The organism is Streptomyces sp. NPDC050121 (assembly GCF_044460385.1).
Classification (GTDB): Bacteria; Actinomycetota; Actinomycetes; order Streptomycetales; family Streptomycetaceae; genus Streptomyces; species Streptomyces soliscabiei.
Map to the genome: position 1 here is coordinate 47,043 of NZ_JBITJV010000038.1, position 24,052 is coordinate 71,094.

General features: G+C 72.6%; 24 protein-coding genes. 11 read left to right on the forward strand and 13 right to left on the reverse strand.

The window, feature by feature from the left end; all coding sequences use genetic code 11:
- Positions 1 to 82 precede the first annotated feature (82 nt).
- A complete protein-coding gene (locus ACIBTS_RS38940) occupies positions 83 to 958 on the reverse strand; it encodes a sugar phosphate isomerase/epimerase family protein (RefSeq protein WP_399325387.1) in 876 nt (291 codons plus the stop codon).
- Entirely contained in the window at positions 955 to 1,854 is a 900-nt protein-coding gene (locus tag ACIBTS_RS38945) for an SCO3242 family prenyltransferase (RefSeq protein ID WP_399325388.1), read from the reverse strand. Before ACIBTS_RS38945 ends, ACIBTS_RS38940 begins: the two co-directional genes overlap by 4 nt.
- 175 nt (positions 1,855 to 2,029) lie before the next feature.
- Here ACIBTS_RS38945 and ACIBTS_RS38950 point away from each other — a divergent pair, with 175 nt between their 5' ends.
- Together ACIBTS_RS38950 and ACIBTS_RS38955 are read left to right on the forward strand one after the other, a co-directional pair.
- Positions 2,030 to 3,265, forward strand: coding sequence for an MFS transporter (locus tag ACIBTS_RS38950; RefSeq protein WP_399325389.1), 1,236 nt, complete (start codon positions 2,030 to 2,032; stop codon positions 3,263 to 3,265).
- A 265-nt stretch (positions 3,266 to 3,530) separates the two neighbouring features.
- Entirely contained in the window at positions 3,531 to 4,274 is a 744-nt protein-coding gene (locus tag ACIBTS_RS38955; RefSeq protein ID WP_399325390.1) for a maleylpyruvate isomerase family mycothiol-dependent enzyme, read from the forward strand.
- A 12-nt stretch (positions 4,275 to 4,286) separates the two neighbouring features.
- On the opposite strand, the gene ACIBTS_RS38960 is transcribed toward ACIBTS_RS38955, so the two are convergent.
- A complete protein-coding gene (locus ACIBTS_RS38960; RefSeq protein WP_399325391.1) occupies positions 4,287 to 4,691 on the reverse strand; it encodes a MarR family winged helix-turn-helix transcriptional regulator in 405 nt (134 codons plus the stop codon).
- An 86-nt stretch (positions 4,692 to 4,777) separates the two neighbouring features.
- On the opposite strand from ACIBTS_RS38960, the gene ACIBTS_RS38965 reads away from it, so the two are divergent.
- Positions 4,778 to 6,292: an MFS transporter gene (locus ACIBTS_RS38965; protein ID WP_399325392.1), complete on the forward strand. Its 1,515-nt coding sequence runs from the start codon at positions 4,778 to 4,780 to the stop codon at positions 6,290 to 6,292.
- Between the two features lie 71 nt (positions 6,293 to 6,363).
- Positions 6,364 to 6,648, forward strand: a complete 285-nt coding sequence (locus ACIBTS_RS38970; protein WP_319676529.1) for a DUF6332 family protein — start codon at positions 6,364 to 6,366, stop codon at positions 6,646 to 6,648.
- Here ACIBTS_RS38970 and ACIBTS_RS38975 read toward each other — a convergent pair.
- From ACIBTS_RS38975 to ACIBTS_RS38985, 3 genes are all read right to left on the reverse strand, one after another.
- A complete protein-coding gene (locus tag ACIBTS_RS38975) occupies positions 6,609 to 7,274 on the reverse strand; it encodes a response regulator transcription factor (protein WP_079664199.1) in 666 nt (221 codons plus the stop codon). The two genes, ACIBTS_RS38970 and ACIBTS_RS38975, sit on opposite strands and share 40 nt — an antisense overlap.
- A complete protein-coding gene (locus ACIBTS_RS38980; protein WP_399325393.1) occupies positions 7,271 to 8,551 on the reverse strand; it encodes a sensor histidine kinase in 1,281 nt (426 codons plus the stop codon). Before ACIBTS_RS38980 ends, ACIBTS_RS38975 begins: the two co-directional genes overlap by 4 nt.
- Positions 8,552 to 8,687: 136 nt before the next feature.
- Entirely contained in the window at positions 8,688 to 9,383 is a 696-nt protein-coding gene (locus ACIBTS_RS38985) for a TetR/AcrR family transcriptional regulator (protein WP_399325394.1), read from the reverse strand.
- A gap of 153 nt (positions 9,384 to 9,536) precedes the next feature.
- Here ACIBTS_RS38985 and ACIBTS_RS38990 point away from each other — a divergent pair, with 153 nt between their 5' ends.
- Positions 9,537 to 9,992 (forward strand): nitroreductase family deazaflavin-dependent oxidoreductase, encoded by a 456-nt coding sequence (locus ACIBTS_RS38990; RefSeq protein ID WP_319676533.1) that lies wholly within the window; start codon positions 9,537 to 9,539, stop codon positions 9,990 to 9,992.
- Between the two features lie 30 nt (positions 9,993 to 10,022).
- On the opposite strand, the gene ACIBTS_RS38995 is transcribed toward ACIBTS_RS38990, so the two are convergent.
- The gene (locus ACIBTS_RS38995) at positions 10,023 to 11,246 is read right to left on the reverse strand and encodes a geranylgeranyl reductase family protein (RefSeq protein ID WP_399325426.1); all 1,224 of its coding nucleotides are present in this window, start codon (positions 11,244 to 11,246) and stop codon (positions 10,023 to 10,025) included.
- 252 nt (positions 11,247 to 11,498) lie between these two features.
- On the opposite strand from ACIBTS_RS38995, the gene ACIBTS_RS39000 reads away from it, so the two are divergent.
- Positions 11,499 to 12,854 (forward strand): dipeptidase, encoded by a 1,356-nt coding sequence (locus ACIBTS_RS39000; RefSeq protein ID WP_399325395.1) that lies wholly within the window; start codon positions 11,499 to 11,501, stop codon positions 12,852 to 12,854.
- Positions 12,855 to 13,084: 230 nt separating this feature from the next.
- Here ACIBTS_RS39000 and ACIBTS_RS39005 read toward each other — a convergent pair whose 3' ends face one another.
- A complete protein-coding gene (locus ACIBTS_RS39005; protein WP_399325396.1) occupies positions 13,085 to 14,155 on the reverse strand; it encodes an NUDIX domain-containing protein in 1,071 nt (356 codons plus the stop codon).
- A 149-nt stretch (positions 14,156 to 14,304) separates the two neighbouring features.
- Complete coding sequence (locus ACIBTS_RS39010; RefSeq protein WP_399325397.1) at positions 14,305 to 14,502, reverse strand: hypothetical protein; 198 nt, start codon at positions 14,500 to 14,502, stop codon at positions 14,305 to 14,307.
- Positions 14,503 to 14,621: 119 nt separating this feature from the next.
- On the opposite strand from ACIBTS_RS39010, the gene ACIBTS_RS39015 reads away from it, so the two are divergent.
- On the forward strand, positions 14,622 to 15,557 hold the full coding sequence (locus tag ACIBTS_RS39015) for an ADP-ribosylglycohydrolase family protein (RefSeq protein WP_319676537.1): 936 nt from the start codon (positions 14,622 to 14,624) through the stop codon (positions 15,555 to 15,557).
- A gap of 652 nt (positions 15,558 to 16,209) precedes the next feature.
- Here ACIBTS_RS39015 and ACIBTS_RS39020 read toward each other — a convergent pair.
- Positions 16,210 to 17,154, reverse strand: coding sequence for an ROK family protein (locus ACIBTS_RS39020; protein WP_319674670.1), 945 nt, complete (start codon positions 17,152 to 17,154; stop codon positions 16,210 to 16,212).
- A 247-nt stretch (positions 17,155 to 17,401) separates the two neighbouring features.
- Here ACIBTS_RS39020 and ACIBTS_RS39025 point away from each other — a divergent pair, with 247 nt between their 5' ends.
- The 3 genes from ACIBTS_RS39025 (at position 17,402) to ACIBTS_RS39035 (ending at position 19,675) form a co-directional block, all read left to right on the forward strand.
- Positions 17,402 to 18,439: a LacI family DNA-binding transcriptional regulator gene (locus ACIBTS_RS39025; RefSeq protein WP_319674669.1), complete on the forward strand. Its 1,038-nt coding sequence runs from the start codon at positions 17,402 to 17,404 to the stop codon at positions 18,437 to 18,439.
- A gap of 7 nt (positions 18,440 to 18,446) precedes the next feature.
- Positions 18,447 to 19,199 carry a hypothetical protein gene (locus ACIBTS_RS39030; RefSeq protein ID WP_399325398.1) on the forward strand — a complete coding sequence of 251 codons (753 nt, stop codon included), beginning with the start codon at positions 18,447 to 18,449 and terminating at the stop codon, positions 19,197 to 19,199.
- Between the two features lie 86 nt (positions 19,200 to 19,285).
- Positions 19,286 to 19,675, forward strand: a complete 390-nt coding sequence (locus ACIBTS_RS39035; protein ID WP_319674667.1) for a VOC family protein — start codon at positions 19,286 to 19,288, stop codon at positions 19,673 to 19,675.
- Between the two features lie 82 nt (positions 19,676 to 19,757).
- On the opposite strand, the gene ACIBTS_RS39040 is transcribed toward ACIBTS_RS39035, so the two are convergent.
- Positions 19,758 to 21,062 carry a DUF6986 family protein gene (locus ACIBTS_RS39040; RefSeq protein WP_399325399.1) on the reverse strand — a complete coding sequence of 435 codons (1,305 nt, stop codon included), beginning with the start codon at positions 21,060 to 21,062 and terminating at the stop codon, positions 19,758 to 19,760.
- A 185-nt stretch (positions 21,063 to 21,247) separates the two neighbouring features.
- Between ACIBTS_RS39040 and ACIBTS_RS39045 the strand changes: the two genes are divergently transcribed.
- Entirely contained in the window at positions 21,248 to 22,168 is a 921-nt protein-coding gene (locus tag ACIBTS_RS39045) for an endonuclease/exonuclease/phosphatase family protein (RefSeq protein WP_399325400.1), read from the forward strand.
- Between the two features lie 71 nt (positions 22,169 to 22,239).
- Here ACIBTS_RS39045 and ACIBTS_RS39050 read toward each other — a convergent pair whose 3' ends face one another.
- Positions 22,240 to 23,202, reverse strand: a complete 963-nt coding sequence (locus ACIBTS_RS39050; protein WP_319674664.1) for an electron transfer flavoprotein subunit alpha/FixB family protein — start codon at positions 23,200 to 23,202, stop codon at positions 22,240 to 22,242.
- 49 nt (positions 23,203 to 23,251) lie between these two features.
- A complete protein-coding gene (locus tag ACIBTS_RS39055; RefSeq protein ID WP_079664184.1) occupies positions 23,252 to 24,040 on the reverse strand; it encodes an electron transfer flavoprotein subunit beta/FixA family protein in 789 nt (262 codons plus the stop codon).
- Positions 24,041 to 24,052: the final 12 nt, after the last annotated feature.

Genomic DNA, 24,052 nt, shown 5'->3' on the forward strand with positions numbered 1-24,052 from the left:
CTGTTTGGCTGCGCGTACGACAACGGCCGTACGATGGGTGGGGGGTGAGGGTGCTCGACGGAGCGACGGGACCGTCGCGGCGTCAGAACGGCTCGGCGGCCTTGAGGAACTCCAGGGACCGGCGGGCGACTTGGGGGGCGTCCAGGGACGCGCCCTGGATCTCCACCGAGACCGGCCCTCGATACCCGGCGGCCTTGAGGGCTGCCAGCACGGGCGGGAAGTCGATCTCGCCCGCGCCGAATTCGAGGTGGTGGTGCACGCCCCGCCACATGTCCTCGATCTGCACGTTCACCAGATACGGCGCGGTGCGTGCGACGCAGTCCAGCAGCGGGAGGTCGTCGACGCAGTGGGCGTGGCCGATGTCCAGCGTGACGCCGAACAGGTCGGGGCCGCCGAGTCGTTCGCGCAGCTCCAGGACCCGTTCCACGGTGTCGACGAACATGTACGGCTCGGGCTCGAACCCCAGGGCCACGCCGTACTCGCCGGCGATGCCCAGAACCTCTTCGCAGCCCGCGGTCAGCCGCTTCCAGGCCTCGCCTTCCGACACCCCCTCCGGTGCCGGACCGCTGCACAGATGGACGGCCGGGGCGCCCAGGTCGGCCGCGATCCGCACGGCGCCGGCCAGCAGCTCGACGCGTCGCTCGGCGCCCTCGGCCGACATCAGCGTCGGGATGTGCTTGTGCCACGGGTCCAACAGGTAGGGCGCCCCGGTCTCCACCACGACCGCCAGCCCGAGCCGGTCCAACCGCCGTGCGAGAGCGTCGACCTGGCGGGGCAGGTCGGCCGCGAACGGATCCAGATGACCGTGATCGAGGGTGAGCCCGACCGAGTCGTATCCCAGGTCGGCAAGCACGGTCAGCACGTCGTCGAGCCGGTGATGAGCGAACCCGTTGCTCCCGAACCCGTACCGAAGCCGCCCCGGGCGAGGCGAACCAGGGCCGCCGGGTTCCGGCCTCATGTGGGCGACACCTTCCGGGCGAGTCTGCGTGCCAGTGGGTGCGCCCCGGCCAGCGCTCCCGCCAGGGCCACGGCTCCGCCGCCCGCGGTGAGCGCCGCCTGCAGGGGCATCAGGGACATGATCCCGGTGCCGACGGCGCCGCGGACGTTCGCCGCGGACGGCTCCCGCGCGGCCCGCGCCTGTGCCGTGCCGTACGAGGCGAGGTAGCCGAGCGCGCCGACGGCGGCGCCGATCCGGGCCGCCGGGCTCCGACGCCGCAAAGACGGAAGGGCCGCGGCGGCCAAGGCGGTTGCGGTGCTGCCGGCCAGCGTGGCGGCGGGCACGCCGCGCGGCGCGCCGGACACCTCGTGGCGGCTCAGCGCCGTGACGGTGTAGGTGTGCGCGCCGACCAGCAGCGCCGCCGGCACCGCGGCCGACCGGCGCCCGGGGTCCGCTCCGGCCAGCACGTTCAGCGTCCGTGCGCCCGCCATGGCGGCCGGGCCGGCGGCGGTCGACTTCAGCCGCAGGTCGTACGCCCAGACCAGTGCGGTCAGCGGAAGCGCCACCCCGAGGGCACGCCGTCCACCGGCCAGCGCGGCGAGTCCGAGGCCGGCCGCGGTGAGCCCGCACGCGGTGGCCAGCGCGGTGGAGCGGGCAACTCGCCCGGAGGGTAAGGGGCGTTCGGGGCGTTCCACCGCGTCGACGGTGGCGTCCGCGTAGTCGTTGAGCGCCATCCCGGCCCAGTAGAGAGCCACCGACGAGGCCATCGTCGCGACCGCACGGGGACGGACCGTCCCGGCACTCGCGACGGCGCCGGCGAGGATGTCACCGGGCACGCTCAGTGCTGCCGGCAGCCGGATCAGCTGTGCCAGATCGGCCAGGCGCGGGGAAGACGAAAGATTGTTCGGGCCGTCCATGATCGGACCCTACTTCGATCATTTTAACCTTCATACACCTCCCTCTCATCATTTTTGTGAAGAAACCGTGTGCACGCAGGCCGGCCGAGCGCATCCCGGCCCCCTTGTCCAGCCCCGATCAACCCCCTAGCCTCATTTTGTGCCGCTAATAAACAAAATCCGATCGCACAACGCCGTGCCGGACGACCGCAACCACCTCACCCCTCTCCGTATCGCTCTGACCACCTTCTTCGCCCTCGACGGCTTCATCTTCGCCGGATGGGTCGTCCGCATCCCTGCCATCAAGCAGCAGACCGGCGCCTCCCCCAGCACCCTCGGACTCGCGCTCCTCGGCGTCTCCGCGGGCGCGGTGATCACGATGATGCTCACAGGGCGCCTCTGCCACCGCTACGGCAGTCACCCGGTCACCGTGGTCTGCGCGGTCCTGCTCTCCTTCAGCGTCACGCTCCCGCCACTCACCCACTCCGCCGCCGCCCTCGGCGCCGTCCTGCTGCTCTTCGGAGCGGCCTACGGCGGCATCAACGTCGCCTTCAACAGCGCCGCAGTCGCGCTGGTCGCGGCGCTGCGCAGGCCGATCATGCCCACGTTCCACGCGGCGTTCAGCCTGGGCGGCATGATCGGCGCCGGGCTCGGCGGCCTGGTCGCGGGATCCGTGTCCCCCACCCGCCATCTGCTGGGCCTCGGGATCATCGGCCTGTTCGTCACCGCGCTCACGGGCCCCACACTGCTCCGGCACAAGTCACCGCGCCCGCCCGCCCCCGACACCACCGCCGACGCCACCGGCACCGCAGGCACCGAGCTTCCGGCCGCCGCGAAGGTGCCCCTCGACGCGCCGTCGCAGACGGGCCCGCACCGCCCAACCGCCCGCACCCGCCGTCTCGTCCTCGTCTTCGGCCTGATCGCCCTCTGCACGGCGTACGGCGAAGGCGCTCTCGCCGACTGGGGCGCCCTGCACCTCGAACAGGACCTGGGCTCCTCCTCCGGAGCCGCCGCGGCCGGATACTCCTGCTTCGCACTCGCCATGACGGTCGGCCGGCTCACCGGCACCACCCTCCTCGAACGGCTCGGCCGCACCCGCACGGTGGTCGCCGGCGGCGCAGTCGCGTCGGCCGGGATGCTGCTCGGCTCCCTCGCCCCGGCCCTGTGGGCGGCGCTCCTGGGCTACGCGATCGCGGGGCTCGGCCTGGCCAACCTCTTCCCGGTGGCCGTCGAACGCGCGGGCGCCCTGGCCGGCCCGAGCGGAGTCGCCATCGCCTCCACACTCGGCTACGGCGGCATGCTCCTGGGCCCACCCGCCATCGGCTTCATGGCGGACTGGTTCTCCCTCTCCGCCGCCCTCACCAGCGTGGCGGTCCTGGCCGGAGTGGCCGCAGTGATCGGCTTCGCCACACGCCAAACCACGGCCAACTGACCACTGCGACTCGGCGACTCGACGGCTCGGCGACTCGACGGCTCGGCGACTCGACGGCTCGGCGACTCGACGGCTCGGCCGGTCGACGGCTCGGCCGGTCAACAGCTCGGCCGGTCAACAGCTCGGCCGGTCGACGGCTCGGCCGGTCAACAGCTCAGCCGGTCAACAGCTCAGCCGGTCGACGGCTCGGCCGGTCGACGGCTCGGCCGGTCGGCCGCTTCGCGGCCGTTGCCTTCGACTGCACTCCATCCGGCAGACTCCCCGTATGGAGACTGCCGAGTTCATCCGCGCCCTGGACCACGCGGGCCGTTCGCTGGCCTCCGCCGCGGCGGAGGCGGGCCCCGGGGCGAAGGTTGTGACCTGCCCGGACTGGCAGGTCAGGGACCTGCTGCGCCACACGGGCACGGTGCACCGCTGGGCGACGTCATTCGTGGCCGAGGGCCACTCTTCGTTCCGGCCGATGACCGAGCCGCCGAGCCTCGACGGCGACGCGCTGCTGGCCTGGTTCCGCGAGGGGCACCGACGACTCGTCGACACGCTCTCCGCCGCCTCGCCCGATGTGCGGTGCTTTCACTTCCTCTCCGCGCCGTCACCGCTCGCGTTCTGGGCCAGACGGCAGGCGCACGAGACGGCCGTGCATCGCGTCGACGCGGAGTCGGCCCGCGGCCGGACGCCCGAGGAGATCGCCGGTGAGCTCGCCGTCGACTTCGCGGCGGACGGCATCGACGAGTTGCTGCGCGGCTTCCATGCGCGCGCCAGGAGCAGGGTGCGCACCGAGGAGCCCCGGGTCCTGCGGGTGCGGGCGACGGACACGGCCGACGCCGTGTGGACCGTCCGCCTGTCGTCAGAGCCGCCCGTGACGGAGCGCAACGCCGAAGGGGCCGCCGACTGCGAGGTGTCGGGACCGGCGGCACTGCTCTATCTGTCCCTGTGGAACCGGCTGCCGCTCCCGAGCGCGACCGGGGACGCCGCACTGGCGACGCTGTGGCAGGAGACGTCCGCCATCTGAGGCACCGTGGGATCAGTCCGCCAGCATCCGGGTCAACACCGCGCGCTGCACCGGCCGTACATCGCCGTGCAGCGCGCGCCCCTTCCCCGTGAGCGCCACCCGTACACCCCTGCGGTCCTCCGCGCACATGCGGCGCTCGACCAGACCGTCCTTCTCCAGTCGCGCGACGAGCCGGGACAGCGCGCTCTGACTGAGGTGGACCCGCTCGGCGATCTCCTGGACGCGATAGCTGCACGTGTCGTCCGGCGCACCCGACTCGGCGAGGACGTCGAGCACCTCGAAGTCGCTGGCGCACAGGCCGTGTTGATGAAGTGCCCGGTCGAGTTCGCACTGGGTGCGCGCGTGCAGCGCCAGCATGTCCCGCCACTGCTCCACCAGCGCCTGCTCGGCCTCGGTCGCGCCCGTCTTCGCCGCCATGGGGCGCACCGTAGCAGAGAATGGAATTCATTGCACCGGAATTAAATGCATTTGCATTCGATGCGTACGCATGTACTGTCTCCGGCATGACCTCTCCGCTCCCCTCCCCCGCGTCCCCGCTCGCCGAGGGCCGCTGGACCGCCCGGCTGTGGGGCACCCTGCTGGTGCTGTGCGCCGCGATGTTCCTGGACGCGCTGGATGTGTCGATGGTCGGCGTCGCCCTGCCGTCCATCGGCTCCGACCTCGACCTGACCACCTCGACCCTGCAATGGATCGTCAGCGGCTACATCCTGGGCTACGGCGGCCTGCTCCTCCTCGGCGGCCGCACGGCCGACCTGCTCGGCCGCCGCCAGGTCTTCCTGGTCGCTCTCGGCGTGTTCGCGCTGGCCTCGCTGCTCGGCGGGCTCGTCGACTCCGGTCCGCTGCTGATCGCGAGCCGGTTCATCAAGGGCCTGAGCGCGGCCTTCACGGCACCGGCCGGCCTGTCGATCATCACCACGACGTTCCCGGAGGGCCCGCTGCGCAACCGCGCCCTCGCCATCTACACCACCTGCGCCGCGACCGGTTTCTCGATGGGCCTGGTCCTCTCCGGCCTGCTCACGGAGGCCAGTTGGCGCCTCACCATGCTGCTGCCCGCGCCGATCGCCCTGCTCGCGCTGGCGGCGGGCCTGAAGCTGCTGCCCCGCAGCGAACGGGAGAAGGACCACAACGGCTACGACGTGCCCGGCGCCGTCCTGGGCACCGCCTCGATGCTGCTGCTGGTCTTCACCGTGGTGCAGGCCCCGGAGGCCGGCTGGGCATCCGCCCGCACGCTGCTGTCGTTCCTCGCCGTCGCCGTCCTGCTGACCGCCTTCGTCCTCGTCGAGCGACGCTCGGCCGGCCCGCTGATCCGGCTCGGCGTGCTGCGGTCCGGCAGTCAGATCCGCGCCCAGCTCGGCGCTATGGCCTTCTTCGGCAGCTATGTCGGCTTCCAGTTCCTGGCCACCCTCTACATGCAGACGCTGCTCGGCTGGTCGGCACTGCACACGGCGCTCGCCTTCCTGCCGGCCGGTGCGCTGGTGGCGGTGTCCTCGACCAAGGTGGGTTCGATCGTGGACCGCTTCGGCACCCCGCGGCTGATCGCGGCCGGCTTCGCCTTCATGGTCGCCGGGTACGCACTGTTCCTGCGCGTCGATCTCGACCCGGTCTACGCCGCCGTCATCCTGCCCTCGATGCTGCTGATCGGCGCGGCCTGCGCGCTGGTCTTCCCCTCGCTCAACATCCAGGCCACCAACGGTGTGGCGGACCATGAGCAGGGCATGGTCTCGGGGCTGCTCAACACCTCGGTGCAGGTCGGCGGCGCGATCTTCCTGGCGGTGGTGACCGCGGTGGTGACCGCGGGCGCCCCGGCCGACCCGACCCCGCAGGCCGTCCTCGACAGCTACCGCCCCGGGCTGGCGGTGGTGACGGTGATCGCCGCGGCGGGCCTGCTCATAACCCTCCCCGGCCTGCGCGCCCGACGCCCCCAGGGCTCGGTCGTCGTCGCCAAGTCCACCGTGACGGAGGCGGATGCGGACGTGAGGACGGAAGCGGGGACCGAGGCGGTGGCGGTCCGCGACTAGCGGAGATCCTCCACCTGTGCGCCCGGCGGGGCCGATTGCCTCGCCGGGCGCACTCCTGTGAGACTCGCCGTATGAGCGGTTACGGGGGACGGCGCACACAGGCCGAGCGGGACGCGATCACCGTAGAGATCGGATACGCGCTGTGCAGCGCGGTGTTCGCGGCGGCGGTGCTCTTCGGGGCGGTCGCCGGACCGGCGCTGCTGTTCGAACTGCCGGACCTGGCCGAGAAGTCGCTGCTGCGGGCGGGCCTCGCCCTCGCACCCCTGGTGTTCGTGGCCCGGGTGGTCTCCGTGCTGCTCCGCTTCCGTACGGAGGCTCAGCCCAGCCAGCCCGGCCGCACCAGCCCCGACTCGTAGGCCAGCACGACCAGTTGAGCCCGGTCGCGGGCGCCCAGCTTCACCATGGTGCGGCTGACATGGGTCTTGGCGGTAAGCGGGCTGACGACCAGCCGGCGGGCGATCTCCTCGTTGGTCAGGCCGATCCCGACCAGCGCCATCACCTCCCGTTCCCGTTCGGTGAGCCGGACCAGCGCATCGGCGGCTGCCGGCTCCTTGGAACGGGCGGCGAACTCGGCGATGAGCCGACGTGTCACACCCGGCGAGAGCAGCGCGTCCCCGGCGACCACCGCCCGCACCGCACGCAGGAGTTCGTCCGGCTCGGTGTCCTTGACCAGGAAGCCGGAAGCACCCGAGCGGATCGCCTCGAAGACGTACTCGTCGAGTTCGAAGGTGGTGAGCATGACCACCTTGACCTGGGAGAGCGCCTCGTCCTCGCCGATCCGGCGGGTGGCGGCCAGGCCGTCGAGGAGGGGCATCCGGATGTCCATCAGGACGACGTCGGGCCGCAGTTCACGCACCGCGCGCACCGCTTCCTCCCCGTCGGCGGCCTCCCCGGCCACCTCGATGTCCGACTGTGCGTCGAGCAGCGCCCGGAACCCCGCCCGGACCAGCGACTGGTCGTCGGCGAGCAGTACGCGGATCACCCGTCCTCCCTCGCACACTGGTTGGCCCCGGTCTCCGGGCCCGTCCGGATCGGCAGTACCGCGAGCACCCGGAAGCCGCCGTCGGGCCGCGGCCCCGCCTCGATCGTGCCACCGAGGGCCGCGGCCCGCTCCCGCATTCCGGCGAGACCGTTGCCGCTGCCGCCCGCGTCGGCCCCGGTCGCCGGTCCCTCGTCGTCGATACGGAGCCGTAGCGTCCCGCCGCTGCGATCGAGCCGCACGCGCGCCTGGCGCGAGCCGGAGTGGCGTACGACGTTGGTGAGAGCCTCCTGGACGATGCGGAACGCGGCGAGGTCGGCGCCGGGCGGCAGCCGGGGCGGTTTCCCTTCCACCTGCACCGTGAGGCCGGCACGCGCCGCCTGTTCCACCAGTTCGGGCAGCCGGTCCAGGCCGGGCGCGGGAGTGCGCGGCGCGTCCCCCGGCGTGCGCAGCGTGTCGAGCACCTGGCGCACCTCGCCCAGCGCTTCCTTGCTGGCGGACTTGATGGTGGTCAGCGCGGTGCGCGCCTGCTGTGGATCGGAGTCGAGGAGCGCGAGGCCCACGCCCGCCTGCACGTTGATGACGGACAGGCTGTGCGCGAGGACGTCGTGCAGTTCGCGGGCGATGCGCAGCCGCTCCTCGTCGGCGCGCCGCCGGGCGGCCTGGGCGCGTTCGGCCCGCTCGCGGTCCCAGCTCTCGCGCCGGATCCGGGCCAGCTCCGCCATCGCCACGATCGCCACGACCCAGCCGGCGACGACGATCTCCTGCCCGAAGGGCGCCGGGGTGTCGCCGGCGGGCGGCAGCCACCGGTACAGCCAGTGCGCGACCAGCAGATGCACGGCCCACAGCATGCCCAGGGCCGTCCAGGCGGCCTGGCGGCGCCCGGCGACGACGGCGGCGAAGCAGGCCACGGCCACGGTCAGGAACACCGGCCCATACGGGTAGCCGGCGCCCAGGTAGAGCGCCGCGGCGGCCGCCGTGCCGAACACGACGGCCACCGGGTGTCGTCGCCGCCACAGCAGCAGCCCGCAGGCGACGACCAGCAGCACGCGCGCGAAGGCGTCGAGCGAGGCCCGCTGGTCCTCCTGCGCGTGCGCCGCGAAGTTCGAGCCGACGAGGACGAAGACAGTGACCGACACGGTGGAACGCCAGGGCCACCGCACCGCGCCCGGCACCGTGTCCTCCCGGCCGTCCCGGCCCTCCCGGCGACGCAGCCACGGTGGCCCGTGCCGCCACCACCGCAGCGGGCCGCCACGCCCGCGCACCTGCTCTTCGTCCATGTCGGCCACGCTAGACGCCGCCGCCCGTGCCGGACGTCCGCCGGACGAGGTGATCACCCGTACTCCCCTGGAAGTACGCACCGGCACCCCCGCGCCGCGCACGGGACCCCAGCGCCCCCAGCACCGGGGCGCAGCCTCATGCCTGGCGCAGCCCCACCTCGTGGGCGAGCCGTGTGATCGCGTACCGGAAGAACGGCTCGCGATCCTCCACGACGCGGTGGAACTGCCCGAACAGCTCGAAGCCGACCAGTCCGTACAGCTGGGCCCAGGCCGCGACGAGGGCGGCGGCCGCGCCCGGTGGCAGGTCGGGGGCGAGATCGGCCGCCATGCGCACCGCCTCGGGGACCAGGTCGTCCGTCAGGAGCGGCACCTCCAGCTCCTGCGCCCGGTGTGCGTCGCGCACGATGTCGATGAGGAGGACGCCGACGCGGGCTGCGGCCGGGACGGTCGCCTCGGGTGCGCTGTAGCCGGGCACCGGCGAGCCGTAGATCAGCGCGTACTCGTGCGGGTGCGCCAGCGCCCAGCCGCGCACCGCCTCGCCGACCGCGACCCAGCGCTCGACGGGGACGGCGTCGGCGACGGCGGCGTGGGCGGCCTCCGCGCTCTCGCCGACAGAGTCGTAAGCGTCGATGATGAGTGCGGTGAGGAGGTCGTCGCGGCTCGGGAAGTAGCGGTACAGCGCGGACGAGACCATGCCGAGTTCGCGGGCGACGGCGCGCAGCGAGAGCTTGGCGGCGCCCTCGGACGCGAGCTGTCTGCGGGCCTCGTCCTTGATGGCGGCGGTGACTTCGATCCTGGCGCGGGCACGGGCCCCTCGAACGGTGCTGCTCATTCCCTCACTGTGCCATGAACGAGGAGCGGTGCACACAATCGAGAACGGTGAACAAAAAAGAGAGCGGTGCTCTTGCTCTGGCGCGCTGCTCTCGGGCAGACTCTCCTCCAGCGAGAGCAGTGCTCACACTTTCCGTCTCAGGAGGCAGCAGCCATGTCCACCCACGTGCAGAAGCCCGGTTGGTTCACCGTCAACGTCTTCAACCGTGCCGTGGCCTGGCTGACCCGTCGCGGTCTCAGCGTGTGGGGTTCGAGGGTGCTGGCGGTCCGCGGCCGCAAGAGCGGCGCATGGCGCACCACCCCGGTGAACCTGCTGACGGTGGACGGGCAGCAGTACCTGGTCGCGCCGCGTGGCCACGTCCAGTGGACGCACAACATGCGCGCGGCGGGCGGCGGCGAGCTCCACCTCGGCAAGGCCGTGGAGGAGTTCACGGCCACCGAGGTCGCCGACGACGACAAGACACCGCTGCTGCGCGCCTACCTCAAGCGCTGGAAGGCCGAGGTCGGCGTCTTCTTCAACGGGGTGGGCCCGGACTCCTCCGAGGCCGAGCTGCGCCGTATCGCCCCCGACCACCCGGTGTTCCGGATCACGGTCACGAACCGGCGGTGATCCGCGTCGCGCGCCCGGGTTCGGGAACCGTCAGGAACCACTCTCTTCGGCGGCCTGCGCCGGCGCCGCCACCGCGGGCCGCCGGTCCATGGCGGTGAGCGCCCGCTGGGCCATCGGATGGGTGCGGACGAGCTCGCCCAGCGTCGTGTGGCCGCGCGTGATGTCGGTGAACGCGCGCCAGGCCGGGCGGAAGCCGGTGAGGGCGGCGTGGAAGAGCCCGGGCCGCCGCTCGAAAAGGGTGAGCATCCGCTTGCCGACGCTCATCTCCACACCGAGGCCCGCCTTGACCGCGAAGGCGTAGTTCAGCGCCTGGCGGCGGGCGTCCACCGCGTCGTGCGCCTCTGCGATACGGACCGCCCACTCGCCGGCGAGCCGGCCCGACCGCAGCGCGAAGGAGATGCCCTCGCGGGTCCACGGCTCCAGCAGACCCGCCGCGTCGCCGCACACGAGCACCCGACCGCGCGAGAGCGGGGAGTCGTCGGCGCGGCAGCGGGTGAGGTGACCGGAGGAGATGCTCGGCTCGAACCCGGCTAGACCGAGCCGCCCGATGAAGTCCTCCAGATAGCGCTTGGTGGCAGCGCCTTCGCCGCGAGCCGAGATCACACCGACCGTCAGCGTGTCCCCCTTGGGGAACACCCAGCCGTAACTGCCGGGCATCGGGCCCCAGTCGATGAGGACACGGCCCTTCCAGTCCTCGGCGACCGTCTCCGGCACCGGGATCTCCGCCTCCAGGCCGAGGTCCACCTGGTCGAGCTTCACACCGACGTGCGCGCCTATCCGGCTCGCGCTGCCGTCGGCGCCGACCACCGCCCGCGTCAGCAGCGTCTCGCCGCCCTGCAGCACGACCGCGACCGTGCGCCGGTCGGGAACGGCCGAGCCGTGCTGCTCGACGCGCGTGACCGTGACGCCCGTACGCAGCTCGGCGCCCGCCTTCTGCGCGTGCTCCACGAGCTGCTGGTCGAACTCGGGCCGGTTGATCAGCCCGAACAGCATCTGGCGGGAACGGCGGGTCCGGGTGAAGCGCCCGTTGTTCGAGAAGGTCACCGCGTGCACCCGGTCCCGGAAGGGCAACTCGAAGCCGGGTGGCAGGGAGTCGCGCGAAGGGCCGATGATGCCGCCGCCGCACGTCTTGTAACGGGGCAGCTCCGCCTTCTCCAGCAACAGCACGCGCCGCCCCGCGACCGCCGCCGCGTAGGCGGCCGAAGCCCCCGCGGGCCCCGCGCCCACCACGACGACGTCCCACACCAGCCGCATGTCGTCCGCCGAAGAGTTCTCGTCGTCCGCCGAAGAGTTCTCGCTGCTCACGATGGTCTACTGCTCCCGATCAAGCCGCCTGCCGCACCTGTCCCCCGCATCCTACGGCGGAGATCGTCACGGTCCGATGACGGTCCGCTGTGCGAGGATCGGCGGCGTGCGCGCCCCCATCCCGGCAGCGCGTACGCTCGCAGGGTCCCCGAACGGACCAGTGCCACCCCGTACCACGTCGCACCCACAAGGAGCGTGCCCATGTCGTCGAATCCGGTCGCCGAGACCGTCGCCTCGCTCATGCCCAGGGCGCGGGCGGAGCTCACCGAGTTGGTGGCCTTCAGGTCGGTGGCGGACTTCGACCAGTTCCCCAGGAGCGAGAGCGAGGCCGCCGCGAACTGGATCACGGCCGCGCTGCGCGCCGAGGGCTTCCAGGACGTGGCCCTACTCGACACCCCCGACGGCACCCAGTCGGTCTACGGCTACCTGCCCGGCCCCGAAGGCGCGAAGACCGTCCTGCTCTACGCCCACTACGACGTGCAGCCGCCGCTGGACGAGGCCGCCTGGACCACCCCGCCCTTCGAGCTGACCGAGCGCGACGGCCGCTGGTACGGCCGGGGCAGCGCCGACTGCAAGGGCGGCGTCATCATGCACCTGCTCGCCCTGCGCGCCCTCAAGGCCAACGGCGGCGTCCCGGTCCACGTCAAGGTCATCGTCGAGGGCTCCGAGGAGATGGGCACGGGCGGTCTGGAGCGGTACGCCGAGGAACACCCCGAGTTGTTGACGGCCGACACCATCGTCATCGGCGACGCGGGCAACTTCCGCGTCGGGCTGCCGACGGTCACCGCCACCCTGCGCGGCATGACCATGATGCGCGTGCGGATCGACACCCTCGAGGGCAACCTGCACTCCGGCCAGTTCGGCGGGGCCGCGCCCGACGCGCTGGGCGCGCTCATCCGCGTCCTGGACTCGCTGCGCGCCGAGGACGGCTCGACCACCGTCGACGGGCTGACCGACGACTCGCGCTGGGAAGGCCTGCAGTACGACGAGGGACAGTTCCGCCAGGACGCGAAGGTGCTGGACGGCGTCGGGCTGATCGGCTCCGGCACGGTCGCCGATCGCATCTGGGCGCGGCCCGCCGTCACCGTCCTCGGCATCGACTGCCCGCCGGTGGTCGGTGCCACCCCGTCCGTGCAGGCGAGCGCTCGCGCCCTGATCAGCCTGCGCGTGCCGCCGGGCGTGGACGCGGCCGAGGCGACGAAGCTGCTCCAGGCGCACCTGGAGGCCCACACGCCGTGGGGCGCGCGCGTGAGCACCGAGCAGATCGGCCAGGGCCAGGCGTTCAGCGCCGACACCACCAGCCCGGCCTACGCGGCGATGGCCGAGGCCATGACCGTCGCCTACCCCGGTGAGGACATGCAGTACGCGGGCCAGGGCGGTTCCATCCCTCTGTGCAACACCCTCGCCGCCCTCTACCCGCGGGCCGAGATCCTCCTCATCGGCCTGAGCGAGCCGGAGGCGCAGATCCACGCGGTCGACGAGAGCGTGTCCCCCGAGGAGCTGGAGCGACTGTCGGTGGCAGAGGCTTTGTTCCTGCGCACCTACGCGGCGAGCTGAACCGGCCGCTGGGCCGACGGCGAAGGAGCGAGGGCGCCAGCGACCCCGCCCGGCTTCCTTGACTGGCCGTCAACTCCTGTGCTTCGACGTCCACTTCGGCAACCTCCCGCGGCCCCGGCCAGGACGGACCGCCGCAGTCGTCGGCCGTGATGCCCCGGTCGCCGAGGGTGCGGGAGGGCTTCGAAGGACAGGTCCGGGCGGACGCCGCTCGGCCCCTTCCGGCAGCGGCGCTACGGCGTGTCTCGTCCCGGCAGGAGCTCCCCGGTGGGAATTCCCGCCTCCAGGTAGAACGCGGCCCCGCGCTCGCGGGCCCGCAGCGCCCAGCGCAGTCGCTCGTAGCGGACCGGCGGCAGGAGGTCGGCCGCCTCCTCCTCCGTGGCGAAGCGCCAGGCGCGCAGTTCGGGGCCGGGCAGCAGCAGCCCCGCCACGGCCGCCGGGTCGAGCCGGCCGCCGTCGAAGAGGAGCCGCAGCCCGCCGTAGCCGGGAGGCGCCGGTCGTTCCCAGTCGACGACGAGCAGCCGGGGGACATCCGCCAGTCGGATCCCGGTCTCCTCCTCGACCTCGCGCACACCCGCGCGCGCAGGCGCCTCGCCGGGTTCCACCACGCCGCCCGGGAACTCCCAGCCGGGCTTGTACGTCGGGTCGACGAGCAGCACCCGGTCCTGCTCGTCGAAGAGGAGCACGCCGGCGGCCAGCGTCTCGGCGGTGGGCTCTGGGGTCTGCACGATGTCGCACGCCGACACGGCGCCGCCGGCGACGGCCTCGGCGATCCGGGCGGCCGTCTCGTGCGGAGTGAGGGCGCCGTTGTCCACGGGGTGAGCGTCGGCGGTGAGCCAGGAGGCGAGGGCGGCGCGGTACGGCTCGATGTGGTCGTACGACCACTGCCGGATCCGTATCTCGCCGTCCGGGAGGTCGGGCGGGACCTCCCGGTTGGCTATTCGCTCGCGCAGGATCGTTTCCGCCGGAGCGAGGACGACATGCCGGACCGCGATCCGGCGGGCGGCGAGGCCGCCGAAGATCTCGTCGCGGTACTCCTGGCGCAGCAGGGTCATGGGGACGACGAGGGTGCCGCCCAGCTCGGCGAGGAGCGCGGCCGCCGTGTCGATCACGAGCCGTCGCCAGATCGGCAGGTCCTGGAAGTCGCCGGCCTCGGCGAGTCTTTTCGGCGGTAGCAGGTACGGGAGCGCCCCGCCGATGACCTCGGGGTCGAAGAGCGTGCTGTTCGGGATCAGGTCGATCAATTCCCGTGCGGTGGTTGTCTTCCCCGCACCGAACGCGCCGTTGATCCAGACGACGGTCACGGTTCCCCCTCTTCTGTTGGCCCCCTGTGGCTTGCCCGCTCCACCCTGCCACGGAAACCAGTTCCCGTTGAGGGCGCACAAACGCCGTGGCGCCGGTACCCCTCCCGGTGGGGTCCGGCGCCACGGCTTCGTGCCTGCTGACTGGTCCGTCAGCCGCTCTGGCCCAGGGCGTCCTCGTCGAGGGCCAGGCCGTCGCCGGCGATGATGGTGTGATCGAACGTGCCGAGGGTGTCGCCGACGTTCAGTCCGCCGAGGTCCTCGGCGCCCAGGCCGTGCGAGGGGGTGATCGCCGCGACGACGAAACCGGTGGCGAGGGAGGCGATGGCGAGCATGCTGCGCTTCTTCATGCGCGGATCAACTGCGCGGACGGGCGCGGGGTCACGCGTGACCCGGCAATTCGTTCGCGCGGCGCACCCGTCCCCGGTGAGAATGCCGTGATCACCGACGTCTTTCGAGGAGCCTCGCCATGAGCAGTCCGCAGCGCGCCCACGCCAGTCTGGACGGGCTCGTCCTGGGCGACGCCTTCGGCGACAGCTGGTTCACCCGCTCCGACGAACCCGCCGAGGCGCTGTGGGCGGCCCGGGAGCCGCGTCCGGCGCCCTGGCTGTGGACGGACGACTCGGCGATGGCGTTCGTGCTGTTCGCCCACCTGACGGCGCACGGGGAGGTCCGTCAGGACGACCTTGCGCGGGAGTTCGCCGCCGAGTACGGCCGCGACCCGGGCCGCAAGTACGGCCCGTCCATGCACGGTGTGCTGCGGCGCATCGCCGAGGACGAGGACTGGCGGGCGGTGACGACGGGGCAGTTCGGCGGACAGGGTTCCTACGGCAACGGCGCGGCGATGCGGGTCGCCCCGCTGGGGGCCTGGTTCCACGGCGACCTGGCCGTGGCCCGCGAGCAGGCCCGGCTGTCCGCGCTGGTCACCCACGCCCATCCGGAGGCGGTCGCGGGCGCGGTGGCCGTGGCGGTCGCCGCCGCGCTGGCCGCCGCCTGCGCGGACACGGACGCCCCGGTGCGTGCGGTCTTCCTGCGGGAGGTCGCCGCGCAGGTGCCGGACGGCGACGTCCGCTCCGGGCTGCGGGTGGCGGCGAACCTGCCCGAACACACGTCGGTACGCCATGCGGCGTCCGTGCTGGGCTCGGGGACGCTGATCTCGGCCCCGGACACGGTGCCGTTCGCCCTCTGGTCCGCCGCCGGGCATCTGAACGACCTGCCCGAGGCCCTGTGGCAGACCGTGGGCGGCTGGGGCGACCGCGACACGACCTGCGCCATCGTGGGAGGCGTGGTCGCCGCCCGCACCGGCACCGGCGCTGTCCCGGCCGCCTGGCGCCAGGCCTGCGAGAACATCCCCGCCCGAAGCGGCTGGGACCCCCTCGCCGCAACACGGCCGGCCGTCGCCTGAGGCCGCCCCCGCCCGATCACTCCAGGCACCCGACCGCGGCCGAGTGCCGGACACAACGGCACGACCTCACACCCGACCCCGCCGACCCCCGGGCCCACGCCGACAGGTCGGCAGGTCGGCAGGTCGGCAGGTCGGCAGGTCGGCAGGTCGGCAGGTCGGCAGGTCGGGCCTCGCAGCGTCCCCCCAGGCCGGCAAGACCGGTGCCTGCCCATACCGGCCGCAGCCGGGTGCCGGGCCGACGGCGCGACCTCACACCCGCCCCGCCAACCATCGGCCCCCACCCCAGGGCGGTAACGACTGGTCGCTCCCCACACCGGCCGCAACCGGGTGCCGGGCCGACGGCGCGACCTCACACCCGCCCCGCCAACCATCGGCCTCCACCCCGGGCCGGCAACGACCGGTCGCTCCCCACACCCGACCGCCGCCGTGTGCCGGGCTCAACGGCGGCGACCCCCACGCCCCGCCCCGTCGGCCACCCGGGCTCCCACCCCACGCCGGCAACGACCGGTCGCTCCCCACACCCGACCGCCGCCATGTGCCGGGCGGCGGCGCGACCCCACGCCCCGCCCCGCCGACGACCGGCCTCCACCCCGCGCCGAGAGCCCGAGCCCCACAGCATCCCCCCGGGCCGGAACGTTCCTGCTGCGTTGTGTCAGACGCCCGCCGCGGTTCTCCTCGCCAGGGCGGCAGCCGCCGCCCCCACCAGGCCCGCGTCCGTGCCCATCTGCGCGGGCGTCACCGTCAGGCGCTGGACGAAGGAGAGGGTCGCGTAGTCGCGCAGGGCCCGGCGCAGGGGTGCGAAGAGCACCTCGCCCGCCTTGCCGACGCCTCCGCCGATCACCGCGATGTCGATCTCGACGAGGGTCGCGGTGGCCGCGATGCCGGCCGCCAGGGCCTGGGCGGCCCGCTCGAACGAGGCCAGGGCGACCGGGTCGCCCACCCGGGCCGCCGCGGCCACCGCGGCCGCGGAGGTGTCGCCGTCGGGACCGGGAAGCCAGCCGTTCTCCAGGGCCCGGCGGGCGATGTTGGGGCCGCTCGCGATGCGCTCCACACAGCCGCGCGCACCGCACGGACACGCGTCGCCGTCGAGGTCGACGCTGATGTGCCCGATGTGCCCCGCGTTGCCGGTGGGACCGGGGTGCAGTCGGCCGCCCAGCACCAGGCCGCCGCCGACGCCGGTGGAGACCACCATGCACAGCGCATTGTCGTGGCCTCGGGCGGCGCCCTGCCAGTGTTCGGCCGCCGTGATCGCCACGCCGTCGCCGATCAACTCGACCGGAAGGTCCCCGGTCGCGGCCCGGACCCTCTCGACCAGCGGATAGTCCCGCCAGCCCGGCACGTTCACCGGGCTGACCGTGCCCGCGGAGGCGTCCACCGGGCCTGCGCTGCCGATGCCGACGGCGTGCGCGCGCCCCCACAGCGGCGACACGGTCAGCTCCCCCATCACCTCCTCGACGGCCCGCATCACGGTGTCGCCGTTCTCCTGTGCGGGCGTGGGGCGCTGCGCGCGGGCCAGGATCGTGCCGTCGCCGTCCACCAGCGCTCCGGCGATCTTGGTGCCGCCGATGTCGAGCGCGGCCACGAGGTCGGTGTGCATCAGTCTGGTTTCTCCCGGTCCACCATGGAAAAGGGCTGGCCGGTCCAGCGGTGGGGGGACGCGGGCCGGAGATTGCGGTGGACAGTGTCCCCTGCATCTGACAACGTTGTCCAGGCTCTATGCTCGACGCCACATCCTCATACAACCCCTGGGCCCCGCGCATCCCGTACGCAACACTTCGTGGACACGGCGTGTGGCCGGCGGGCAGAGCCTGCCTCCCGGGGACGACAGGACAGGACCCAACATCGTGCCCGAGACGCAGCGCCGGCCCGAGAGCCGTTACGGCAACCGTCCCACCATGAAGGACGTCGCCGCTCGCGCCGGAGTCGGCCTCAAGACGGTCTCGCGCGTGGTGAACGGCGAGCCCGGGGTGACGTCCGAGACGGAACGGCGTGTCCAGGAGGCCATCGACGCCCTGGGCTTCCGCCGCAACGACAGCGCCCGGGTGCTGCGCAAGGGCCGTACGGCCAGCATCGGCCTGGTCCTGGAGGACCTCGCCGACCCGTTCTACGGGCCCCTCAGCCGCGCGGTGGAGGAGGTGGCCAGGGCCCACGGCGCACTGCTCATCAACGGCTCCAGCGCCGAGGACCCCGACCGTGAGCAGGAGTTGGCGCTGGCGCTGTGCGCGCGTCGGGTGGACGGCCTGGTGGTGATCCCGGCCGGTGACGACCACCGGTACCTGGAGCCCGAGATGAAGGCGGGCGTCGCCACGGTCTTCGTCGACCGGCCGGCCGGCCGGATCGACGCCGACTGCGTCCTGTCGGACAACTTCGGCGGCGCCCGCGAGGGCGTGGCCCATCTCGTGTCACATGGGCACCGTCGGATCGGCTTCATCGGCGACATGCCGCGCATCCACACCGCCGCGGAGCGCCTGCGGGGCTACCGGGCGGCGATGGAGGACGCGGGGATACCCGTCGAGGACGCGTGGATGTCGCTGGGCGCCACCGAGCCGCTGCGGGTGCGCCGGGCGGCCGAGGAGATGCTGTCCGGACCCGCGCCCGTGACGGCGATCTTCTCGGGCAACAACCGGGTGACGGTCACCGTGATCCGGGTGCTCGCCGAGCGGACCCGTCGGGTCGCCCTGGTGGCCTTCGACGATCTGGAGCTCGCCGACCTGCTCCAGCCGGGGGTCACGGTGATCGCCCAGGACGCGGCCGCCCTCGGCCGCACCGCCGCCGACCGGCTGTTCCGGCAGCTGGACGGCACCTTGATCGCGCCGGAGCGCATCGAACTGCCGACCCGGCTCGTCACCCGCGGCTCGGGCGAGCTGCCGCCGGCGGACTGAGGCTCCTGTGGACGCCCGCGACGAGCACCGCACGCCGGAGCACGGCACGCTGGAGGCGCTGGGCCTGGCCGACGCGCCGCGCGACCATCCGCTGAGCTATCCCGGCGCCCGGCCGGCCAGGACCGGGCTCCTCGACGGGGACAGGTTGCTGCCGCTGGACCGGCTGACGCATCCCGGCCGGACCCCCGTCGTGGCCGTCGGCTCCAACGCAAGCCCCGCCCAACTGCGCCACAAAATGGCCGAGTTCGGGATCGTCTCGCCCGTCCCGATGGTGAAGACGCGCGTGACGGGCCTCGACGTGGGCGTCTCGGCCCACGTCAGCCCGCTCGGGTACGTGTCCGCGTCCCCGGTCAACGCCCCTGATACGACGCGGGAGTTGTTCGTCATCTGGCTGGACGCGGAGCAACTCGCCATGGTCGACGCAACGGAGCCGCACTACGACCGGGTCCTGCTGCCCGCGCCGGGGTTCCGGGTCGAGCTGGAGAACGGCGAGGCGCTCCTCGACGCGTTCGCCTACGTGAATCATCACGGGGTGCTGCACAACGGCGCCGGCGCTCCGCGCAGTCATCCCGGGCAACGCACCCTGATCACCGAACTCCTCGCAGGATCAGCGGCGTTACGACTGCTGTTCGGGGTGACTCCGGAGGAGTTCTACGCTCGGGCACGGGCCGACGCGCGGCTGTGCGAGCGGGGTACCCGGCTGTTCGCGGAAGAGAAGATGGTGATCGCTTCCGGCCTGGAGCATCTGCACATCCGTTAGGATGATCAGACGGCATCGCGTGTCGGTCACCGTCCGGGTGAGGCATGGAGGCGCCCGTGAGTTTGCCTTACGGAGGCATTCCACACATGTCAGTCGAGCTGAATCACACCATCGTCCACTCCCGTGACAACCGGGAGTCCGCCGAGTTCCTCGCCCACATCCTGGGACTCGAAGTCGGGGCCGAGTGGGGCCCGTTCGTCCCGGTCGAGACGAGCAACAAGGTCACCCTGGACTTCGCCACCATCCCGGCGCAGTCCATCGTCATGCAGCACTACGCGTTCCTCGTCTCGGACGAGGAGTTCGACGCGGCCTTCGACCGGATCAAGCAGGGCGGGATCCCGTACTTCGCGGATCCGCACGGCAGGCAGCCCGGCGAGATCAACCACAACCACGGCGGTCGGGGCGTGTACTTCATGGATCCGTCGGGGCACGGGATGGAGATCATCACGACCCCGTACGCCTTCCCCGCGCAGTAGTCCTGTGTGACGGTCGGCGGCCGCTCGGGGCGTACCGGCCCCGGCCGGCCGCCGGCCTTCGCGCGCTCGAGCCCGTGGCGCGCTACCGGGCGGACGCCGTCAGATCGCCGCGGCGCGGGGCCGCGAAGCCCTCCAGCGCGGCCCGGGTCAGCCCGGTCGCGTCGGTCACCTCGGCGAGGTCGAGGGCGCCGCAGTCCAGGCCGCGCAGCAGATAGCCGCTCAGGGCCTTGGCGGTGGCCGGCTCGTCCATCACGTCGCCGCCGGCCCGGTTGGCGTACCGGGACAGCCGTTCGGCGGCCTGGGCGAAGCCCTCGCGGTAGAAGGCGAAGACGGCCGCGTATCGGGTGGGGATGTGGCCGGGGTGCATGTCCCAGCCCTGGTAGTAGGCGCGGGCGAGGGCCCGGCGGGTGAGGCCGTAGTGCAGGCGCCAGGCGTCGTGGACCTTCTCGGTCGGGCCGACCGGCAGCACATTCGTGGAGCCGTCCGAGACGCGTACCCCGGTGCCGGCCGCCGCGACCTGCATGACCGCCTTGGCGTGGTCGGCGGCCGGATGGTCGCTGGCCTGATAGGCGGCGGAGACGCCGAGGCAGGCGCTGTAGTCGAAGGTGCCGTAGTGCAGGCCGGTGGCGCGCCCCTCGGCCGCCTGGATCATGCGGGCGACCGTCGCGGTGCCGTCGGTGGCGAGGATGGACTGGCTGGTCTCGATCTGGATTTCGAAGCCGAGCCGCCCGGGTTCGAGCCCGCGCGCCTTCTCGAAGGCCTCCAGCAGCCGGACCATGGCGGTGACCTGCTCGGGGTACGTCACCTTCGGGAGGGTGAGGACCAGGCCGTCGGGCAGGCCGCCGGCCTCCAGCAGTCCGCTGAGGAAGACGTCGAGAGTGCGGATGCCCCGGTCTCGCACGGCGGCCTCCATGCACTTCATGCGGATGCCCATGTACGGGGCCGCGGTGCCCTTGGCGTACGCCTCGGCGATCAGGCGGGCCGCCCGGGCGGCCGTCTCGTCCTCCTCCGCGTCCGGGCGGGGCCCGTAGCCGTCCTCGAAGTCGACGCGCAGGTCTTCGATGGGCTCACGCTCCAGTTTGGCGCGCACGCGCGCGTAGACGGGCTCGGCGAGCGCGTCGGACAGGCCGAGGCAGGCGGCGAAGGAGGCGGCGTCGGGTGCGTGCTCGTCGAGGGCGGCGAGGGCCCGGTCGCCCCACGAGCGGATCATGTCGGCGTCGAAGGCGTCACCGGGGACGTAGACGGTGTGGACGGGCTGGCGGCTGGCGGGGTCTCCGGGGTAGCGGCGGTCGAGTTCGGCGTCGACCGGGGCGAGGGAAGCGCTGATCTCCTCGCTGACGGCGCCCGCGAGACTCGTCGTCACCGTCTCCTGCTGTCCCTGGCCCATCCCACACCCTCCAGTTTTCCGCTTTACGGAATAAACAATCCGTAGAACGAAGTTAGCCGGGGATCTTCCGGCGGGTCAACACCCTGTCCACGCCATGGTCCCCTCGCGTTCACCACCACACCTACGCCCCCTTCCGCACGGCGGTTCACCCCTTCATCCTTGCTCACGGGACCGAGGGGGGACACATGACGGGCAGCGGTGGGCCGACCCGGCGGGCGGGACTGAGCACGATGGTGGCCGCCCTGGCCGCCCTCCCCCTGCTCGGCGTGGCAGGAGCCTCCGCCGCCAGGCGCGAGAACGCGTCACCGGCGCCGCTCCGCCCCACGCCCGTGCCGCCGCTGGAAGTCATGACGTTCAACCTCCGCTACGCCTCCGACGAGGAGCCCAACAGCTGGTCGGACCGCCGCCCGGTGATGCGCACGCTGTTACGCCGGGCGGCTCCGCACGTCATCGGCACCCAGGAGGGCCAGCCGCCGCAGTTGCGGGACATCGAGGCCGATCTCGGGCCGCACTACGACTGGATCGGCACGACCCGCGGCGGCGACGAGGAGGTGATGGCCGTCTTCTACGACAAGCGCCGGCTCGCCCCGGCCGAGTACGCGCACTTCTGGCTCTCCGCCACGCCGGAGGTACGCGGCTCCAACACCTGGGGCGGCGCCCACCCCCGCCTGGTCACCTGGGTCCGCTTCCGTGATCTGTGGGCGCGTGGGCGGGAGTTCTACCTCCTCAACACCCACCTGGACAACGCCAGCCAGTACGCGCGCGTGCGCTCCGCCGACCTGATCGCCGAGCGGATCGCCCGGCTCGACCGCTCCCTGCCGCTGCTGCTGACCGGCGACTTCAACGTCGTCGCCCACGCCAATCCGGTCTACGACACGCTGCTGGGCGCCGGTCTGGTCGACACGTGGGACACGGCGCGCGCGCGTGGCGGGGCGTATGCGACGTTCCACGGGTACAAGGCGCTCACGCCGGGCGGGGACCGCATCGACTGGATCCTGGCCACGCCGGGTGTCACGGTCCAACGGGAGTGGACCGACACCTACACCGTCAACGGCCAGTACCCGAGCGATCATCTGCCCGTGCAGGCCTCCTTGACCCTGGGATGAGCCGAGGCCCCCGTGACCGGCGCGCCTGCGCGGTCACGGGGGCCTCGTCCAGTCGTACGACTGTCGGGGGATCAGCCCTTGCGGGTGTTGATCTCCTCGGTGAGCTGCGGGACGACGTCGAAGAGGTCACCGACGACGCCGTAGTCGACGAGGTCGAAGATCGGGGCCTCGGCGTCCTTGTTGACGGCGACGATGGTCTTCGAGGTCTGCATGCCGGCGCGGTGCTGGATGGCGCCGGAGATGCCGTTGGCGATGTACAGCTGCGGCGAGACACTCTTGCCGGTCTGGCCGACCTGGTTGGTGTGCGGGTACCAGCCGGCGTCGACGGCGGCGCGGGAGGCGCCGACGGCCGCGCCGAGGGAGTCGGCGAGGGCCTCGATGATCGCGAAGTTCTCCGCGCCGTTGACGCCCCGGCCGCCGGAGACCACGATCGCGGCCTCGGTCAGCTCCGGACGCCCGGTCGACTCACGGGCCGTGCGGCCGGTGACCTTGGTGCCGGTCGCCTTGTCGGAGAAGGACACCGTCAGTGCCTCGACGCTGCCTGCGGCCGGAGCGGCCTCCACGGCGGCGGAGTTCGGCTTGACGGTGATGACCGGGGTGCCCTTGGCGACACGGGACTTGGTGGTGAAGGACGCGGCGAACACCGACTGGGTGGCCACCGGGCCCTCGTCGCCGGCCTCGAGGTCGACGGCGTCGGTGATGATGCCGGAACCGATGCGCAGCGCCAGACGCGCGGCGATCTCCTTGCCCTCCGCGGAGGACGGGACCAGGACGGCGGCCGGGGAGACGGCGGCGACGGCTGCCTGCAGGGCGTCGACCTTCGGCACGACGAGGTAGTCGGCGTACTCCGACGCGTCGTGGGTGAGGACCTTGACCGCGCCGTGCTCGGCGAGCGCGGCGGCGGTGTTCTCGGCACCGGCACCGAGCGCGACAGCGACCGGCTCACCGATGCGGCGGGCCAGCGTCAGCAGCTCGAGGGTGGGCTTGCGGACGGCACCGTCCACATGGTCGACGTAGACGAGGACTTCAGCCATGAAATTGCTCTCCTGCGAAACGAAGTTGAGGGGCGGTCGGCGAGGGGCCTCAGATGAACTTCTGGCCCGCGAGGAACTCGGCGAGCTGCTTGCCGCCCTCGCCCTCGTCCTTGACGATCGTGCCCGCGGTGCGGGCCGGGCGCTCGGTCGCGGACTCGACCGCGGTCCAGGCACCCTCCAGGCCGACTTCCTCGGCCTCCAGGTCCAGGTCGGACAGGTCCCAGGACTGAACCGGCTTCTTCTTGGCGGCCATGATGCCCTTGAAGGACGGGTAACGCGCCTCGCCCGACTGGTCGGTGACCGACACCACCGCCGGCAAAGAGGCCTCCAGCTGCTCGCTCGCGGCGTCGCCGTCCCGGCGGCCCTTGACGGTGCCGTCCTCGACCAAGACCTCGGAGAGCAGGGTGACCTGCGGGACGCCGAGGCGCTCGGCCAGCAGGGCCGGGACGATGCCGGCGGTGCCGTCGGTGGAGGCCATGCCGGAGATCACCAGGTCGTAACCGGCCTTCTCGATCGCCTTGGCCAGCACCAGCGAGGTGCCGATGGCGTCGGTGCCGTGCAGGTCGTCGTCCTCGACGTGGATCGCCTTGTCGGCGCCCATCGACAGCGCCTTGCGCAGCGCGTCCTTGGCGTCCTCGGGGCCCACCGTCAGGACGGTGATCTCCACGTCGTCGTCGGAGTTCTCGGAGATCTGCAGCGCCTGCTCGACCGCGTACTCGTCGAGCTCGGAGAGCAGACCGTCCACGTCGTCCCGGTCGACGGTCAGGTCATCGGCGAAGTGCCGGTCGCCAGTGGCGTCGGGCACGTACTTCACAGTGACAACGATCCTCAAGCTCACGCCGGCTCTCCT